At 31.3% G+C, this 17,210-nt stretch carries 19 protein-coding genes; 10 read left to right on the forward strand and 9 right to left on the reverse strand.

The window, feature by feature from the left end; all coding sequences use genetic code 11:
* The first annotated feature begins 21 nt into the window (after nucleotides 1-21).
* The 10 genes from infC (at nucleotide 22) to HYN86_RS00170 (ending at nucleotide 8,069) form a co-directional block, all read left to right on the forward strand.
* Nucleotides 22-573, forward strand: coding sequence for a translation initiation factor IF-3 (infC, locus tag HYN86_RS00125; RefSeq protein ID WP_113676248.1), 552 nt, complete (start codon nucleotides 22-24; stop codon nucleotides 571-573).
* Between the two features lie 98 nt (nucleotides 574-671).
* Nucleotides 672-869 carry a 50S ribosomal protein L35 gene (rpmI, locus tag HYN86_RS00130; RefSeq protein WP_007810722.1) on the forward strand — a complete coding sequence of 66 codons (198 nt, stop codon included), beginning with the start codon at nucleotides 672-674 and terminating at the stop codon, nucleotides 867-869.
* Nucleotides 870-971: 102 nt separating this feature from the next.
* The gene (gene rplT / locus HYN86_RS00135) at nucleotides 972-1,316 is read left to right on the forward strand and encodes a 50S ribosomal protein L20 (protein ID WP_008464948.1); all 345 of its coding nucleotides are present in this window, start codon (nucleotides 972-974) and stop codon (nucleotides 1,314-1,316) included.
* A 152-nt stretch (nucleotides 1,317-1,468) separates the two neighbouring features.
* On the forward strand, nucleotides 1,469-2,041 hold the full coding sequence (locus HYN86_RS00140) for a Crp/Fnr family transcriptional regulator (RefSeq protein WP_113676249.1): 573 nt from the start codon (nucleotides 1,469-1,471) through the stop codon (nucleotides 2,039-2,041).
* 79 nt (nucleotides 2,042-2,120) lie between these two features.
* Nucleotides 2,121-2,555, forward strand: coding sequence for a carboxymuconolactone decarboxylase family protein (locus HYN86_RS00145; RefSeq protein WP_113676250.1), 435 nt, complete (start codon nucleotides 2,121-2,123; stop codon nucleotides 2,553-2,555).
* Nucleotides 2,556-2,722: 167 nt separating this feature from the next.
* Nucleotides 2,723-4,447 (forward strand): tetratricopeptide repeat-containing sensor histidine kinase, encoded by a 1,725-nt coding sequence (locus HYN86_RS00150; RefSeq protein ID WP_230406403.1) that lies wholly within the window; start codon nucleotides 2,723-2,725, stop codon nucleotides 4,445-4,447.
* Between the two features lies 1 nt (nucleotide 4,448).
* A complete protein-coding gene (locus HYN86_RS00155; RefSeq protein ID WP_113676251.1) occupies nucleotides 4,449-6,215 on the forward strand; it encodes an ATP-binding protein in 1,767 nt (588 codons plus the stop codon).
* Between the two features lie 8 nt (nucleotides 6,216-6,223).
* Complete coding sequence (locus tag HYN86_RS00160; RefSeq protein WP_113676252.1) at nucleotides 6,224-6,892, forward strand: response regulator; 669 nt, start codon at nucleotides 6,224-6,226, stop codon at nucleotides 6,890-6,892.
* A gap of 136 nt (nucleotides 6,893-7,028) precedes the next feature.
* The gene (locus tag HYN86_RS00165) at nucleotides 7,029-7,196 is read left to right on the forward strand and encodes a hypothetical protein (RefSeq protein ID WP_162789231.1); all 168 of its coding nucleotides are present in this window, start codon (nucleotides 7,029-7,031) and stop codon (nucleotides 7,194-7,196) included.
* Between the two features lie 69 nt (nucleotides 7,197-7,265).
* Nucleotides 7,266-8,069, forward strand: coding sequence for an endonuclease/exonuclease/phosphatase family protein (locus HYN86_RS00170; RefSeq protein WP_113676254.1), 804 nt, complete (start codon nucleotides 7,266-7,268; stop codon nucleotides 8,067-8,069).
* Here HYN86_RS00170 and HYN86_RS00175 read toward each other — a convergent pair.
* From HYN86_RS00175 to HYN86_RS00215, 9 genes are all read right to left on the reverse strand, one after another.
* Nucleotides 8,066-9,325 (reverse strand): asparagine synthetase B, encoded by a 1,260-nt coding sequence (locus HYN86_RS00175; RefSeq protein WP_113676255.1) that lies wholly within the window; start codon nucleotides 9,323-9,325, stop codon nucleotides 8,066-8,068. The genes HYN86_RS00170 and HYN86_RS00175 overlap by 4 nt on opposite strands.
* A gap of 353 nt (nucleotides 9,326-9,678) precedes the next feature.
* Nucleotides 9,679-10,344, reverse strand: coding sequence for a response regulator transcription factor (locus HYN86_RS00180; RefSeq protein ID WP_113676256.1), 666 nt, complete (start codon nucleotides 10,342-10,344; stop codon nucleotides 9,679-9,681).
* Nucleotides 10,345-10,461: 117 nt separating this feature from the next.
* Nucleotides 10,462-11,253: a sensor histidine kinase gene (locus tag HYN86_RS00185; RefSeq protein ID WP_113676257.1), complete on the reverse strand. Its 792-nt coding sequence runs from the start codon at nucleotides 11,251-11,253 to the stop codon at nucleotides 10,462-10,464.
* 18 nt (nucleotides 11,254-11,271) lie between these two features.
* Nucleotides 11,272-11,766, reverse strand: coding sequence for a hypothetical protein (locus HYN86_RS00190; RefSeq protein WP_230406404.1), 495 nt, complete (start codon nucleotides 11,764-11,766; stop codon nucleotides 11,272-11,274).
* Nucleotides 11,767-11,909: 143 nt separating this feature from the next.
* Complete coding sequence (locus HYN86_RS00195) at nucleotides 11,910-12,290, reverse strand: hypothetical protein (RefSeq protein WP_113676259.1); 381 nt, start codon at nucleotides 12,288-12,290, stop codon at nucleotides 11,910-11,912.
* A 136-nt stretch (nucleotides 12,291-12,426) separates the two neighbouring features.
* Nucleotides 12,427-13,971: a replicative DNA helicase gene (dnaB, locus tag HYN86_RS00200; RefSeq protein ID WP_057117818.1), complete on the reverse strand. Its 1,545-nt coding sequence runs from the start codon at nucleotides 13,969-13,971 to the stop codon at nucleotides 12,427-12,429.
* Between the two features lie 140 nt (nucleotides 13,972-14,111).
* Entirely contained in the window at nucleotides 14,112-15,065 is a 954-nt protein-coding gene (locus HYN86_RS00205; protein WP_095952092.1) for an acetyl-CoA carboxylase carboxyltransferase subunit alpha, read from the reverse strand.
* Nucleotides 15,066-15,177: 112 nt separating this feature from the next.
* A complete protein-coding gene (locus tag HYN86_RS00210) occupies nucleotides 15,178-16,068 on the reverse strand; it encodes a DMT family transporter (RefSeq protein WP_113676260.1) in 891 nt (296 codons plus the stop codon).
* The gene (locus HYN86_RS00215) at nucleotides 16,055-17,143 is read right to left on the reverse strand and encodes an LptF/LptG family permease (protein WP_113676261.1); all 1,089 of its coding nucleotides are present in this window, start codon (nucleotides 17,141-17,143) and stop codon (nucleotides 16,055-16,057) included. The genes HYN86_RS00210 and HYN86_RS00215 overlap by 14 nt, the downstream gene beginning before the upstream one ends.
* Nucleotides 17,144-17,210: the final 67 nt, after the last annotated feature.

Consider the following 17,210-nt stretch of genomic DNA (forward strand, 5'->3'; position numbering starts at 1 on the left):
TTAAATTAGAAAGTCATAGCAATAAGAAGCAACAGAGGTTTTCAACCTCGAGTAGAAAAAAAAGATGCACACAGAATAAATAACAATATTCGTGGCGTACAAGAAGTAAGGTTAGTAGGCGAGAACATCGAACCAGGTGTATTTAAGCTTGCAGAGGCTTTGCGTCTAGCAGATCAGTTTGAATTGGATTTGGTTGAGATTTCACCAAATGCTGAGCCGCCGGTTTGTAAAATAATGGACTATAAGAAATTTGTTTACGAACAAAAGAAAAGAGATAAAGCATTAAAAGCTAAATCTTCTCAAGTAGTTGTAAAAGAAATTAGATTCGGTCCACAAACTGACGAGCATGATTATGAGTTCAAAAGAAAGAACGCTGAAAAGTTCTTAAAAGAAGGAGCCAAATTAAAAGCATTCGTTTTCTTTAAAGGACGTTCTATTATTTACAAAGATCAAGGTCAGATTTTATTATTACGTCTTGCTCAAGATTTAGAAGAACATGGTAAAGTGGAAGCTATGCCTGTTTTGGAAGGAAAGAGAATGATTATGTTCATTGCTCCGAAGAAGAAGAAATAGTTCTCAGTTTTTAGTCTCAGTGTTCAGTTCTGAACTTGAAACCTTAAACTTGAAACAAAAAAATAAGTAAGTAAGAATAAATTAAAACACTAGGAAAAATGCCTAAAATGAAAACAAAATCTAGCGCTAAGAAACGTTTTAAAGTTACTGGCTCTGGAAAGATTAAAAGAAAGCATGCTTTTAAAAGTCACATCTTGACTAAAAAATCTAAAAAACGTAAATTAGCTTTGACACACTCAGCGCTAGTTCACTCTACAGATATGAAAAGCATCAAACAACAATTAAGAATTATCTAATAATTCTTTAGGTTAAAAAATTATTTATATAACCTTGGAGTATGGCTTTCAAGTTCCTTCGATTCAATTCAGGACGCCTGCTACAAAAACACATTTAAAATTATGCCAAGATCGGTAAATTCAGTTGCTAAAAGAGCAAGAAGAAAAAAAATAATGAAGCAAGCCAAAGGTTTCTTTGGTAGACGTAAAAACGTTTGGACAGTTGCTAAGAACGCGGTAGAGAAAGCAATGAGCTATGCTTACCGTGACAGAAAACAGAATAAAAGAAATTTCCGTTCATTATGGATTCAACGTATCAACGCTGGAGCTAGATTAGAAGGAATGTCTTATTCTCAATTCATGGGTAAAGTTAAAGCTAACGGAATCGAATTGAACCGTAAAGTTCTTGCAGATTTAGCTATGAACCACCCAGAAGCTTTCAAAGCAATTCTTAATAAAGTAAAATAAACGTTTTATAAACTCAATTTAGATTACTTACTTATCATAAAAAAACCATTCGTTTATTCGAATGGTTTTTTGTTTTTATGCATCTGCTGTAAAATTTATCGGCTTACGAATTAAAATAATTAGAGTAAATTTACTTAAAACTATAATCTCAAATGTACAATACAATTTTAGATCATATCCAGAAATTTGTTCCACTTGAGCCATCAGAAATTGACATACTTCAATCAAGCTTAACTTTAACACAGATTAAGAAAAAGAATTTGGTTTTAAAAGAAGGTCAAATTTGCAATACAATGTATTTTATTGTAAAGGGCTGCATGCGTCAGTATATTATCAATTCTAAAGGAACGGAGCAAACCTTACAATTTGCCATTGAGAACTGGTGGATAACAGATTATTTAAGTTACCATAATCATATACCTTCTCATTTTTATATTCAAGCAGTTGAAACTACTGAAGTTATTGCAATTGATAAATCAGTTTTAGAGTCACTATTGGTCCAAATTCCTAACCTTGAAAGATACTTTCGAATTGTCGCACAAAAGGCTTTTGGAGCAGCACAAATGAGAATTAAATTCTTATTTACGATGTCTGCAGAGGAAAGATACAATCATTTCAAAAATCAACAGCCTGATTTCGTACAACGTGTTCCACAATACATGCTTGCCTCCTACTTAGATTTTTCGGCTGAATTTATGAGTAAAATAAGAGCTGGAAAAGTGTGATATCAATTTCTTGAAGTAGTTCAAGTTTTTAAAAGTATACATTACTGACCTTTGTAATGAACTTTTAAAACATATAAAAATGAAACCAAGAATTCTTATCCCAAATGTTGCTCCAGAAGCGTATCAAGCTTTAATGAATTTAGAAAAATATATTTCTTCAACTTCATTAACACCTGTTCATAAAGAATTAATTAAAATTCGTGCATCGCAAATCAACGGCTGTGCATTTTGTATAAATATGCATACGGCTGACGCAAGAAAGCATGGAATTTCTGAACAGAGAATCTATCTAATAAGTGCATGGCGTGAAGCTGATGTTTATACTGAAGAGGAAAAAGCAATTTTAGCTTTGACCGAACAAGTAACCCAAATTAGCAATCATGTTTCTGATGAAGTTTATCAAAATGCAGCACAATTTTTTGACGAAAAATATCTTGCTGAAATCATACTTGCCATTATTACAATTAATTCTTGGAACAGACTTGCAATTACAACTGGATTGAGAGCCGTATAATTTTATAAGGATAAATTTACAAGTCCAAAACTCTGCAAAGCCCTTTGTTTAAAAGGGCTTTTTGTATTTATCTCAAAATGAGAATTAAAAAAATCGTGATTTGAAAATAATTGAAAATACCGTATTTATACTCTTTTGAGATTTTCAGAAATATTTATTTTTGGCGCATGATACCAAAAAAAGCAAATATATTATCCTCTGTAATTATCACATTACTAATGCTTTTATCTTGTCAAAAACAAACTTCTATTAACAAAAAAGATATTTACAACAAACTTAAAGTAGAAAAATTAATCACTATCGCCGATTCTTTATTTGAGAGCAACAAATTTGATAGTGCCTTCTATTATTATAATGAAGCTATCTTTAACTGCTCTCCAGTTAAAGATGCCGAAAGTTACATAAGCACATTAAATCGAATGGCGATTATTCAGCAGACTCATGGAGATTATGCAGGAAGCGAAGCTACAATTACAAAGGCATTACCTTATGCAAAATATGTCAAAAACCAACTTCACACTTGGAACTTATATGTTACGCTAAGCGTTAACTACCTAGACACGTACGATTACAAAAATGCTATACTATATAATGAAAAAGCTCTACAATTAAATACAAAAAACTGGAGAAAACTGGCAGCTAAAAACAATATTGGAGTTGTACTTATTCAAGAAAAAAAATATTACGAAGCGCTTACTATTTTTCTTCCTTTAGAAACAAAAGAGGAGATAATTAAAGACAAGGAAATTCACGCTTCTTTATTAGATAACATTGGTTTTTGTTATTTTAAAATAGATGATTATAAAAAAGGACTGGATTACATGAATAGAGCTTTAGAAATAAGGCAAAGTGTCAATAATCCTTTCGGCTTGGCAAAAAGCTATATGCACCTCGCCCAATTCTATGAAAAAAGAGATCTTTCCTTATCTAAAAAATATATCCTCTTAAGCTACACGGAGTATAGCAAAATAAAACATGTCGACGGCAGACTTTCAGCACTAAAAATGATAATTAAAAACAGTAGTAATCAGGAATTAAAAGATTACTCTAACATTTATGTTACTTTATCGGACAGTATTGAAGAAGTAAGGCAGAAAGCTAAAAATCAATTTGCAAAAATCAGATACGATTCTAAGCGTGAAAAAGAAGAAAATTTAAAACTAAAAAACCACAAAGCAGAAAATGAGTTAAAACTTGAGATACAAAAAAATAGAAATATTATCTCCTACATCATTATTGTTCTAAGCTTATGCCTGATTTTAATTCTATATTACTATTTAACTTCAAAGGCTAATCGAGAAAAAATTGAAGCCGCTTATAACAGCGAAACAAGAATTTCTAAAAAACTGCATGACGAATTAGCAAATGATATTTACCACACAATCGCTTTTGCTGAAAATAAAAACTTGTCTTTACTCGAAAACAAGGAACAGCTATTAAATAATTTAGACACTATTTATTCGAGAACAAGAGATATTTCCAGAGAGAATTGTACAATTTGTACTGATGGAAATTATGTTTTATCTCTTAAAGAAATGATTTCTGGATTTAATACTCCTAATATAAATATTTTAATTAATGGCTTAGATACAATCTCATGGGATGAAATTGGCAAAGCTAAAAAAACAGCAATTTATAGATCTCTACAGGAACTACTGGTAAACATGAAGAAACACAGTGAAGCCAGTTTAGTTGCTATCATTTTTAAAGAGACAAACAAAGATATTACAATCAGTTACACTGATAACGGTAAAGGCATTGACACGACCAAAATGGTTTTAAAAAATGGACTGCATAATATCGAGAATAGGATTCTTGCCATAAAAGGTAAAATCAATATCGAATCTGATTTTGGAAAAGGATTTAAGGTATACATTAAATTTCCATTATAAGATGAAAAGTATATTTTCTTATTTTGAAACCAATCGTATTCTTAGCTTTGTATTCTTAGCTTTGATTTTGCTACTATTATCCTGCGATAAGAAAAAACAAATTCATTATAAAAAAACAGATAATACAACTGCTATCTATAAATTAGTAAAAAAAGGCGAAAGCCTCCAAAACTCTTTGGACGATGACAGTGCAATTTTTTACTTTCATAAAGCCCAGCAGCTTTGCGATCCAAAAAAAGATTATGCAAATCAATATGTCTATATATCATCAAAGATAGCTGGCAGTCTGCAAAGAGAAGGTGATTATTTCACCAGCGAAACTGTTCTTGTAAAAGCGCTTCCTTACTTAAAATACACCACAAGACCGAGATTCGCTCAAATGATCTACACTTCTTTAGCAACTAATTATTACAGCATTTACGATTATGAAAATGCTTTAATTTATTATAAAGAAGCATTGAAAATTGCAATATCGCAATTTAGAAAGGCACAGATCAAATCTGATATTGGTTTTATTTATCTACAGCAAAAAAAATATTTAGAGGCGATAAAAATATTAGAGCCATTAGCGAAGAAAAAAGTCGAGAATAAAATAGATCCGGCTAATACGGAAATCCAGCATTCTTATGTACTGTATAATCTGGGCCTTTGTTATCTCCGTTTAGGAAATCATAAAAAACAAGCTTTTGAAAATCTTACTAAAAGCATGGAAATAGCGATTAAATCTAAAGATGATTCTGAACTCATTGGAAATAGTCACGCCCTTTATTTGTATTACAAAAAATACAATAATCCAGAACTAAAGAAATATTACGCAATGAAGGGATACATTGCCGCGAGTAAAGAAAAATTAGTAGTATATCAAATAAATGCTTTAGGAGAAGTTATTGAAGCAGAAGATGGAAAAGATTTAAAAAAATATATTGAGCTTTATATTAAACTTACTGACAGTATGAATGATGTTAGAAAAATGACCCGAAATCAATTTTCTAATATAAAATTTAATTTTAAAAAACATAAAGATGAAAATCTTGAGCTTAAAACTCAAAAAGCAGAAAATGAGCTACAATTGCAAAGACAAAAAAATAGAAGTTTCATTTCTTATATAGTAATCTGTCTAAGTCTACTAATATTACTTTTTTTAATATTCTACATCACCTCTAAAGGTAAACGGGAAAAAGATGATGCCATTTTTAAAAGTGAAACGAGAATATCGAATAAACTTGACAATGAGCTTAACTTAAACATCTATGAAACTTTATTATTTATTCAGGATCATGATTTAGAAAATAAAGAAAACAAAGAAAAATTATTGACTAGTTTAAATGATATTTATTCTAAAGCCAGAAATATTTCCAGAGAAAACAGCCGAATTCCAACAGACGACAGATATGTATCTGCTTTAAAAGAAATGATTTCAGAATATAAAACTGAGGATGTAAATATCATATTAAATGGTTTTGATACAGTTTCATGGGAGGCAATTGAAAAAAATAAAAAAATAATACTTTTTAGGGTTTTACAAGAATTATTATATAACATGAAAAAATCTAACAGCTCGACCTTAGTAAGTATTATAGTAAAAGTAACGCATAAAAATCTTGGAGTTTCGTACACTGATAACAGTAATGAAATGAACTCAAAAAATATAATTTTAGAAAAAAGACTACAAAATGTGGAAAACCGTATTAAAACAATAAAAGGAACTATTAATTTTGACAAAAATACAGAAAGAGGTTTTAAAATAAGTTTCACATTTCCTATATAAAATTAAATATGTTTAAGAAAGTTTTAGTTGCCGAAGATTTAGACAGTATCAGTATTGCTGTGGTTCAAGTACTTGAAGAGCTAAATGTCTCAGTAATTGATCATGTAAAATACTGTGATGAAGGTTTGCTTAAAGTAAAAAAAGCACTGCTTGAAAAAGAGCCTTACGATCTTTTAATTACTGATCTATCGTTTAAACTAGATCATCGAAAAGCAAACTTAACTAGTGGAGATGAATTAATTGAAGCCATAAACACTGTTCAGCCTGAATTAAAAAAGATTGTTTTTTCTATAGAAGATAAAAGCTATCGAATCAAAACTCTTTTTAATGAATTGGGTATTAACGCATATGTTTCTAAAGGAAGAAATAGCATTACAGAATTAAAAAATGCTATTGAAAGCACCTTTAAGAACGAAGAAAAAATACTTTCATCTGACTTGTCTTTCAGCTTTAACGATAAAGCTTTAATAGAAATTGAATCGTATGATATTTCTATTTTAAAACTGCTTTCTCAAGGTTATATTTTAGAAAGTATTTCAAAAGAATTTAAAGATATGTCTATTACTCCTAACGGAACCAGCAGTATCGAAAAAAGAATTAATAAATTAAAAATATATTTTAAAGCTAATAACAATGTCCATTTAATTGCTATAGCAAAAGATTTTGGTCTAGTGTAATTACTCCTTTACGGATTCCCGTAAGGATTACATTTTTGATCCATTTAAATTTGTAAAAACCTATTAACTAATGAAACCAAAAAATAAAGCAACTCTTGTATTCACAAAAATTAACACAACCCAAAATAAAATTATTATGAAAACAATGTTTCTATGTCTTTTTTTATCAATAAGCTTTGCATTCGTTTCTGAGAAAACGGGCTGGCTTGAAATCGATTGGAAAATAATTTTTATTCCAGCATTACTAGTTTTACAAATCATAATTATTGGCACAGCCTTAAAAAACAGATACAAAAAACACTAAATAATTCAAGAAAGGCCTGAAACTATTAATATAGGAAATACCTATATTTGATTTCATTTTAAATTTTACATGAAAAACGTTCTCAGCCCGCTCCTACTATTATTTACATTTTTATCTTTTGCCCAAACCAAGGTTTTATCTTGGAATATTGAGAATTTTGGCCAATCAAAATCTACTATTGAATTAAATTATATCGCTAAAAAAACTTCCAATTACGATATAATTGCAGTTCAAGAAGTTGTTGCTGGATACGGCGGAGCTCAAACTGTGGCTAAACTAGTAGAACTACTTAATGAAAAAGGATCAAAATGGGAGTACAGCATTAGTGATCCAACGTCAAGCAGCAGTTATAAAAGAGAACGATATGCCTTTATTTGGAAAACAAATAAAGTAAAATTGAAAAACAAACCTTGGCTGGAGAAAAAATATAATTTAGAAATTGATCGTGAGCCCTATTTTGCTACTTTCGAAATCAATAAAAAAACTATAACTCTAGTTAATTTTCATGCTATAACCAAAAAGAAACAGCCTGAAACTGAAATTAAGTATTTTAAATTTTTACCAAACGAGTATCCAAATTTGAATTTGGTTTTCCTAGGTGATTTCAATTGTCCAGAAAAACATTCTGTTTTTAATCCATTAAAAGGAATGGGCTACTTAGCTGTATTAAAAAATCAAAAAACTACATTAAAACAAAAGTGTAATAATAATGTTTGTCTTGCATCTGAGTTTGACAATATATTTTACAAATCTTCTAATTTAAAAATTATTAATTCGGGAGTAATTAAATTCTACGAAGATTTTGACTCTCTTCAACAAGCAAGAAAAGTTTCAGATCATATTCCGATTTGGTTTGAATTCTCTCTCAATTAGGTTTTAAGTTTCTTTTTTCTTGCAGCGGGAAACAGTACATTATTCAGAATTAATCTGTAACCAGGAGAATTTGGATGTAAATCTAAAACTGTAGGCGGATCTCCTACCTGATGTTGGAAATCTTCTGGATCATGTCCTCCAAAAAAAGTAAACATTCCTTTTCCTTTTTCACCATGAATATATCTGGATTCACCATTTAATTCACAAGTTCCCATAATTAATACGTTCGATTTTATTAGTGAAGTATCAAAAGAAGTGGTTTGTCCCATAAACCCCTTTACTAATTGTGTATGGTTTTGACAAAGCATACTAGGAATCGGATCCCATTTGGCAGAAAATTCCATTAACGTAAAATAATCTTTATCCATCATTATACGTCTTTTGTTTGTCATATCAATATCTGAAAATTCGTAAACTTCCGGCTTTCTTTCCAATGTAAAGTTTTTAAACGCAAACGAATTATTATAATTTAATTTTGACTGGTAATTTAATTCACTCGGATCGCCATCAAACATAGTTTCGCAAATATCAACTCCATCTGCCGCAAGAGCAATATCAAAGCTGTCTGTTGCAGAACACATGGCAAACATAAAACCGCCGCCTATAACAAAGTCTCTAATTTTCTTTGCTACAGCACCCTTTTCCTGAGCTACTTTATCGTATCCTAATTTTGCAGCCAAAGCTTCGGCATCCTTTTTTTGATCAATATACCAAGGTGTATTTTTATATGCCGCGTAAAATTTTCCATACTGACCTGTAAAATCTTCGTGATGAAGATGCAGCCAATCATATAATAACAGCTGATCGCTTAAAACTTCTTCATCGTAGATTGGCGTAAACGGAATTTCAGCATAAGTTAAAACTAGTGTAACTGCATCGTCCCAAGGTTGTTTTCCTTTTGGAGTGTACACTGCAATTTTTGGTGCTTTTTCCAAAATTACCGATTCCATATTTTGAGAAGGACTTGAAATTTCGTTTAAAATCGAATTTTGTTCCGCATCTGAAATAACTTCAAAGCTAACTCCTCTAATTTTGCATTCTTTTCTAATTTCCTCAGCATCTGGCAATAGGAAAGAACCGCCACGGTAATTTAAGAGCCAGCTAGCCTTATAATCTCTGCTTAAACACCAATATGTTATACCGTAAGCTTTTAAATGATTTTGCTGCGTTGATTCGTCCATCGGAAGTAAGATAAACGATGCTCGAGCATTAAATGTAATTAATAGTATAAAAATGTAGAATAAACTCCTATTCATCCGAAAATTATTTTAGTAAAGATATAAAGGAAGTGTCAAAAAAAAGAACGCAGGGAATCTTTTATAACATAATAGAATGTTAAATAAAAAAACAGGGGTAAATACCTGATTTACAACATTCAAAAAAAACAGGTATTTACCCCTATAGTACCACAAGATATTCTATATACATTTGCTATCCCAGGTCATAAAACTAATCCAATGAATAAAAAAACAACCACCATGAAGTTTAATGATAGTAATAATCAAGAAAAGGGTATGAATGTAATTCAAAAAATAGGTTTATGCGTTTTAGTGATCACAATCATCTTATATTATGTCTTATCCATTCAATTTTTGACAGCATAATTATATTAGATTGTTAAAACCGCTAAATCATTTTGAATCGCGTATACCACTAAACCAGCGATGTTTCGTGATTCTGTTTTAAGAAGCAAATTATTTCTGTGTCCTTCTATAGTTCTCGGACTTAAGAAAAGGAGGTCTGCAATTTCTGCAGTAGTTTTCTGCTGGCAGATTAATTGAAGTATTTCGACTTCGCGAGGCGAAAGAAAATTAGTTTCTAAACCACCTTTTGAATTTTTAGGAGAAACTACTGTATCTTGAATTGTTTTCAAAACACTTTCATTGTAATAAAACCCTTTGGATGCCACCTCGTTAATAGTGAGAATTAGATCTTTTGGTGTCGTATTTTTTATTAAATAAGCAACTGCACCTACCTGAATCATATTGGCTATGAAGGATTTAGTATCATAACTAGTCAAAGCAATGATCTTAATCTCCGGAAATGATTTTCTAATAATTTTTGTGGCTTCAACACCGTTCAAAACCGGCATTTTAAGGTCCATTATAATGATATCTGGTTTTATTTCGTTTTTTTCTAACTGAGAAATAAGTTCGTCTCCGTTTGAAGCTTCAAAAATAATATCGATGTTTTCTTCCCTTTGAAGTAAAAAAGAAATGCCTTTTCGAAACAAAATTTCATCATCGACTAAGGCAATTTTAATAGCAGCATTCATCTTACTTTGATTTTGGTCGTTTGGTTTGGTGTGCCGAATTTACGAAATATCCTTTACAAAAAGCTTAAAACACTTTAATTTATTGGGTAAAAATCTTATTTTAATGTAAAATCTAAATTAAAATGTAAAATTTACTACGATTCCGTTATTTACTTCAGATGTAATATTTATTGATCCTCCCAAAAACGAGATACGGCTGTCAATATTTTTCATTCCCAAGCCTTTTTGATTGTCTGCATTCGAGTTGTCAAAACCAATTCCGTTATCTTCATAATTACAAATATTAACCCCTTCTTCTTTGACAAAAGAGATCCATATTTCTGTCGCTTTTCCATGTCGAAGAGAATTATTCATCAGTTCTTGCAGAATTCTAAACACATGAAGATGTCTATCGATGTCATTCTCATCAAAATCAATCTCGTTTTTATAATGCGTTTTTACAGATTTACTGCTTTCAAATTCTTCACATAATTCTTCTACCCCCGCATTCAAACCAAACTTTTCGAAAACTGGAGGCAGCAAATTATGGGCAATTTTTCTAGAATTTTCTAATGCCTTAGTAGTTAAATTGATAATATTTTCTGTTATTTCCGCAGTTTCTGCTTCTGTAAGGTTTGGAGCCGTTAGTAAGTGACTATTTAAGGAAACAATGTTTAATTTTGAACTAATATCATCATGAAGATCCTGCGCAATTCTCTTTCGTTCTTCTTCTTGTGTAAAAATCACAGCATGTAACTGCTCTTTTTGATATTGCAGTATTAAATCTTTTTTCTCTAACTCTTTTTGAATGATTTTTTTTCTAGAAAAGTAAAAAAACACGATTAAAATAACCGCTACAATCATGAAGAAAAGAGATGTATATAAAATTATAGCAACAATTTCTTTTTCTGGAAGTGAATTTAATTTCATAGTAGCCGTAAGATAACTTTAATTTATCTTTCTTTTTTTGGGTGCAAAACTAAATTTCCATTCATATAAAATGATTGAATAATAAAAAATAAGCAGAACAGCATTAAGCTCCCAGCTCAAAAATTTAAACTCTTTACTTAGATTGTGAGTTAAATTTCCAATGAGAAATAATACTGTACTCGTTAGTAAGTAAAATACAACACCTATATTGAAGTAATAATATTTTCTAGTTTCTGTAAGCATATTATAAAAATGAATCAATGCAAAGATTACAACTAAAACAGAAGTTAGCGTTATTTCAAACAAATTGAAACGTAAAAACTGATTCCAATCCATTACAAACTGAATTCCTAATATTAATAATGCCACAAGGAGACTTATTTTTACAAACTTTTTTTGACTTTTTAAAGAAAATAATGAATCATAAAACAGCCCTAATATTATCATTTGTCCAATAATAAAAATATTGACCAGAAATAAATTATTCATGCGATAATGATACATTACTTCCATTGAAAACTGCATTAGACAAGAAAAGCCGAGATAGCAGACAAAAAAAACATTAGCTTTTTTCTCTCGAAAAAAGCTATATGTGTATAAAATAAAGTCTGCCAATAAAATGCAATAAGTTAAGTATATGATAAAATCAAACATTGTTATGGATTTAATGGACTATCAGGATCTCCATAAGGAGGAACAGGGCGAGCGCCATCATAAACAACAGGTACGCCTTCTACCCCTTCTTCAGATCCTTCAGTTTTAAAAACATCAACATAAATTTGTTTTGCAGCATCCCATTTTGCTCCAACAAATATTAAAGTTTGTTCTCCAGCTTTGTTAATTCCCTTATAAGCGCGTACTGCTTCAATATCTTGATCCAATACTAATTTTAAGGTTTCTAGAGGAATCAAGTAACCATCTACTTTCTTTCTTCTTCTTCCTTCTTCCGTTTCTGCGTCTCGGCGATATTTGTCTGCCCATACTATACCTTCTGATAATGGTATTTCAACACTTCCAAGATTTAATTCTTCACTCATAATTTAATTTGCTATTGGTTAATAATTTCAAAAAAATTGATAGTTTATAATTGGTTTGGCTAAACTACTGATTTTAATTAAAAAAATTAACATCCAAACATAAAAAAAGCCTTAAAAACAAGGCTTTTATAATTTATTAGAATGGAACATCGCTGTCATCATCGTCATCGTTCAAATTACTACCAAATGCTTCATTAGCTGAAGGTAAATTTTTGGTTATAAAAGGGTTATCATCATGATTCATTTTTGAAGGTAAATCGTCATAACCTCCCGTAAAGTCTTCAAGATTATCGAACTTACCAAGATGCCCTAAGAACTTTAAACGGATATTTTCCAAACCACCATTACGGTGCTTGGCTATAATAAATTCTGCCTGACCCGCTGTAGAAGATTGTTCGTCATCATCCCATTCTTCAATTTTATAATATTCCGGACGATAAATAAACGATACAATATCGGCATCCTGCTCAATCGCTCCAGATTCACGAAGATCCGAAAGTAAAGGTCTTTTACTAGATCCACGGGTTTCAACGGCACGCGATAACTGAGAAAGTGCAATAACCGGTACGTTTAGCTCTTTTGCCAAAGCCTTTAAGTTTCGGGAGATTGTCGAAATCTCCTGCTCACGGTTTCCTCCTCCTTTACCACTACCTCCTGCAGTCATTAACTGCAAGTAGTCAATAATAATTAATTTAATTCCGTGCTGCGAAGCCAGACGACGGCATTTTGCACGTAAATCGAATATAGAAAGCGAAGGTGTATCATCAATAAACAATGGGGCTTTTTCTAAGTTTTTAACCTTAGTACTTAATTGTTCCCACTCGTGTTTTTCTAATTTTCCTGTTCTTAATTTTTCTGAAGACAATCCCGTTTCAGAAGAAATAAGCCTGGTAATTAACTGAACCGACGCCATCTCCAGAGAGAAAATCGCTACTGCGTGACCGAACTGAATACTCACGTTTCTTGCCATCGAAAGTACGAAAGCCGTTTTACCCATACCAGGACGAGCCGCAATAATAATTAAATCGGAAGGCTGCCATCCGGAAGTTACTTCATCTAACTTTTCAAAACCAGTTGCAACACCACTCAAACCTTCTTTTCCAGCAATTTCTTCAATACGTTTTTTCGCCTGAAGAACTAAACTCTGAGCAGTTTCAGAACTACGTTTGATATTTCCCTGAGTTACTTCATATAATTTAGATTCTGCTTTATCCAGCAAATCAAATACGTCTGTAGTTTCATCATAAGATTCTTCGATAATTTCAGAAGAAATTCTAATCAAACTTCTTTGAATAAATTTTTGAAGAATAATACGAGAGTGAAATTCGATATGCGCAGACGAAGCAATTTTCTGCGTAAGCTGAATTAAATAAAAATCTCCTCCTGCTAAATCTAATTTTCCATTTTTCTTTAATTGAGTCGAAACTGTCAATATATCAATTGGCTGTGTTTCGGTAAAGAGCTGTAAAATCGCTTCAAAAATGTGTTTGTGTGCATCTTTGTAAAAAGCATCGGGCTGTAAAATATCAATTACATCATCTACCCCTTTTTTGTCAATCATCATAGCGCCAAGCACAGCCTCTTCCAAATCAATTACTTGTGGAGGAAGCTTACCTTTTTCTAAGTTAATAATTGTGGTTTTATCTACCTTTACAGGGTTTAAGTTTTTGAAATTTTCCATATAGCGAAAGTAGCGAAATTTAAAAAAAATCTGCTATCGAGTTATAACTAATAATTGTTTATAAATAATATTGTTTTGTTCATAACCAAAAAAAAATCCGAAACGGTAAGGCTTCGGATTTTAAGTCTCTTTTTATGAATTTACTCTTTATACTCGCCCATATTACTGTATTTGTCCATTCTTTGGGCAATTAAGTCGGCTGTTGATAAGTCTTTTAATTCATTATATCCTTTAGTGATGTATTCTGCAACCGTTTTGAAAGTTGTTTCACGGTCGTAGTGCGCTCCGCCTAGTGGTTCTGGAATCACATCATCAACTAATTTTTGTTTTTTCATGTCAGAAGAAGTTAATTTCAAAGCTTCAGCTGCGCGCTCTTTGTATTCCCAGCTCTTCCATAATATAGAAGAACAAGATTCTGGAGAAATTACAGAATACCAAGTATTTTCTAACATATAAACTTTATCTCCCACACCAATTCCTAAAGCTCCTCCAGAAGCACCTTCACCAACAATGATAGTGATAATTGGCACCTGCAGACGAACCATTTCGAAAATATTTCTTGCGATAGCTTCTCCTTGTCCTCTTTCTTCAGCTTCAAGTCCTGGATATGCACCCGGAGTATCTACTAAAGTTAAAACTGGAATTCCGAATTTCTCTGCCATTTTCATCAAACGCAAAGCTTTACGGTATCCTTCTGGATTAGCCATACCAAAATTACGATATTGACGTGTTTTAGTATTAAAACCTTTTTGCTGACCAATAATCATAAACGATTGCCCGTTTACTTTTCCAAGTCCGCCAACCATAGCTTTATCATCTTTAAAACCTCTGTCTCCATGAAGTTCTAAAAAAGTATCTCCACAGATTGCTTTGATATAATCTAAAGTGTAAGGTCTATTTGGGTGTCTTGACAATTGTACACGCTGCCAAGCGGTAAGGTTTTTATATATTTCTTTTTTAGTCTCGACTAATTTTTTGTTGATTTCCTTGCAAGTCGGCGTTACATCAACGTCAGATTCTTTTCCAATAATAACGCACTTTTCTAACTGTTCTTCAAGTTCTTTAATTGGAAGCTCAAAATCTAAATATTCCATGGATTTTTGAATTTTGTTTGTAAATCGAACCGCAAATATAAAAATATTATATCATTGGCGAAGTTAATTGTTATTTAAAGTGTAAAAATGCAATTTAAAAATAAGTAAACTATTACAAGTTTTGTTTCTTATTCTGATAATGTTTAAAAACACCATTTAGAATAACTGTTATGATAATTATGACAGCTCCAATATAAAATTCGACACTCATTTTTTCTTTTCCGCCTAAAATAAAATACGCTAAAACGATACCATAAACAGGCTCTAAGTTAGTCGTTAACATTACTGTATATGGGGTTAAACGCTGCATAACTTTTACTGAAGCAGTAAAAGCGTAAGCTGTACATATTGACGACAAAATCAATAATAAGACCCAGTTATTCAAAGACATAGTAAAAAAGTCTGCAGTAAATTTTCCTTGAAATAAAAAATAAATTGTAATAAAGAAAACCCCAGCGCCAAACTCATAAAATGTGATTACCGAAGGTTCATGATCAGCTATTAATTTTCCATTCATTAGCGTAAATAAAACTCCCAATATTATAGAAGCCAAAGCAAAATAAACACCTTGAAGATATTTTATTTCTACCTGAAGAATCAATCCTAAACCTGCAATAATTATGAGTCCAAAAAAAACTTCGTACCATAATACTTTTCTTCCGTAGAATAATGGCTCTAATAAAGAGGCAAAAAATGCTCCTAAGGAAAAAATAGAAAGTGTAATAGAAACATTTGAAACATGAATAGCTTTGAAAAAGAAAATCCAATGAAGTGCAATCAGTAATCCAACAAAGATTAACTTAAAAAATTCTTTTATCGGAACTTGAAAAGATTGTTTTTTAAAAGCAATAAAACCGCCAAGAAAAATCCCAGCCAGCAGCATTCTAAACCAAACCAGATTTTCGGCATCAATAGTAATTAAAGCGCCCAAAATGGCTGTAAACCCCCAGATAAAAACAATTAAATGAAGATTTAAATAACTTTTTAAATTATCGTTTCGCATTACGTAGTAAGTAAACTGCTAAAATTCCGAAAACAATATTCGGGAACCAGACAGCTAATAAAGGTGAGAAAGTAGATTTTTCGGCAAGTGTACCAAATATTTTATCAAAAAACACAAATGAGAAAGCAATTGCAATACCAATTGCTAAGTTTGTTCCCATTCCGCCTCGACGCTTCATAGATGAAACCGAAACAGCTATAATCGTTAAAATAAATGCTGATACAGGCACACTGTATTTTTTGTAAAGAACAACCAAATAGGTATTGATATTTCCTGAACCTCTTTTTCTCTCTTTTTCAATAAAATCATATAATTTACCTAAGGTCAAAGTTTCTGCGATATAAACAACAGGTGTTAAATCCGCTAATTCGAACTTAAAGGCAACATTTTTTTCTGGAGTTTTTTCAATAACATCATTTAGTTCTCCAATTGTTCTTTTGGTGTAATCGTATAAAATATAAACCTTCTTTTTCGGATCCCATTTAATACGGCTCGCTGTAATTTTATACGTTAGTTTTTCTTTTTCAAAATGTTCAAGCGAAAAATTAAAAGCTGTTTTAGTTTCTTCATTAAAGCTGTTTACGAATATAAAATCATGATCGTTAAGCTGTCGGTAAACATTTGTATTTTCGCCCCGCATGAGCTCTTTTCCATTTCCTTTTAAATAAGTATATCGAAAATTATTATAGCCTTCACTTGCCGCGGGCACAATAAAAAATCCCATTAACAATACAAAAAGCGAAACAATTGTTGCTCCAATAATATAAGGACGCAGGAAACGCGTAAAAGAAATTCCCGAACTTAAAATTGCAATAATCTCTGTATTATTGGCTAGTTTTGAAGTAAACCAAATTACCGATAAAAACAAAAATATCGGGAAAAGTGAATTGATAAAATAGATTGTAAAATTGTAGTAATAGAATGCAATATCCGGAAATGGAATCTTGTTTTCCAACATTTTATTTACCTTCTCAGAAACGTCAATAACAATTCCGATTGGTGCAAACAAAAGCAGCATTACAGAGAAAGTTCCCAGATATCTTTTTAAAATGTATCTATCTATTATTGTTAACATATATATTTTGTTTATTTCGTTTCAGGTTTCAAGTTTCACGGCCTGCAGAGAACCTAAAACTTGAAAC

This window comes from Flavobacterium fluviale (genome assembly GCF_003312915.1).
GTDB lineage: Bacteria > Bacteroidota > Bacteroidia > Flavobacteriales > Flavobacteriaceae > Flavobacterium > Flavobacterium fluviale.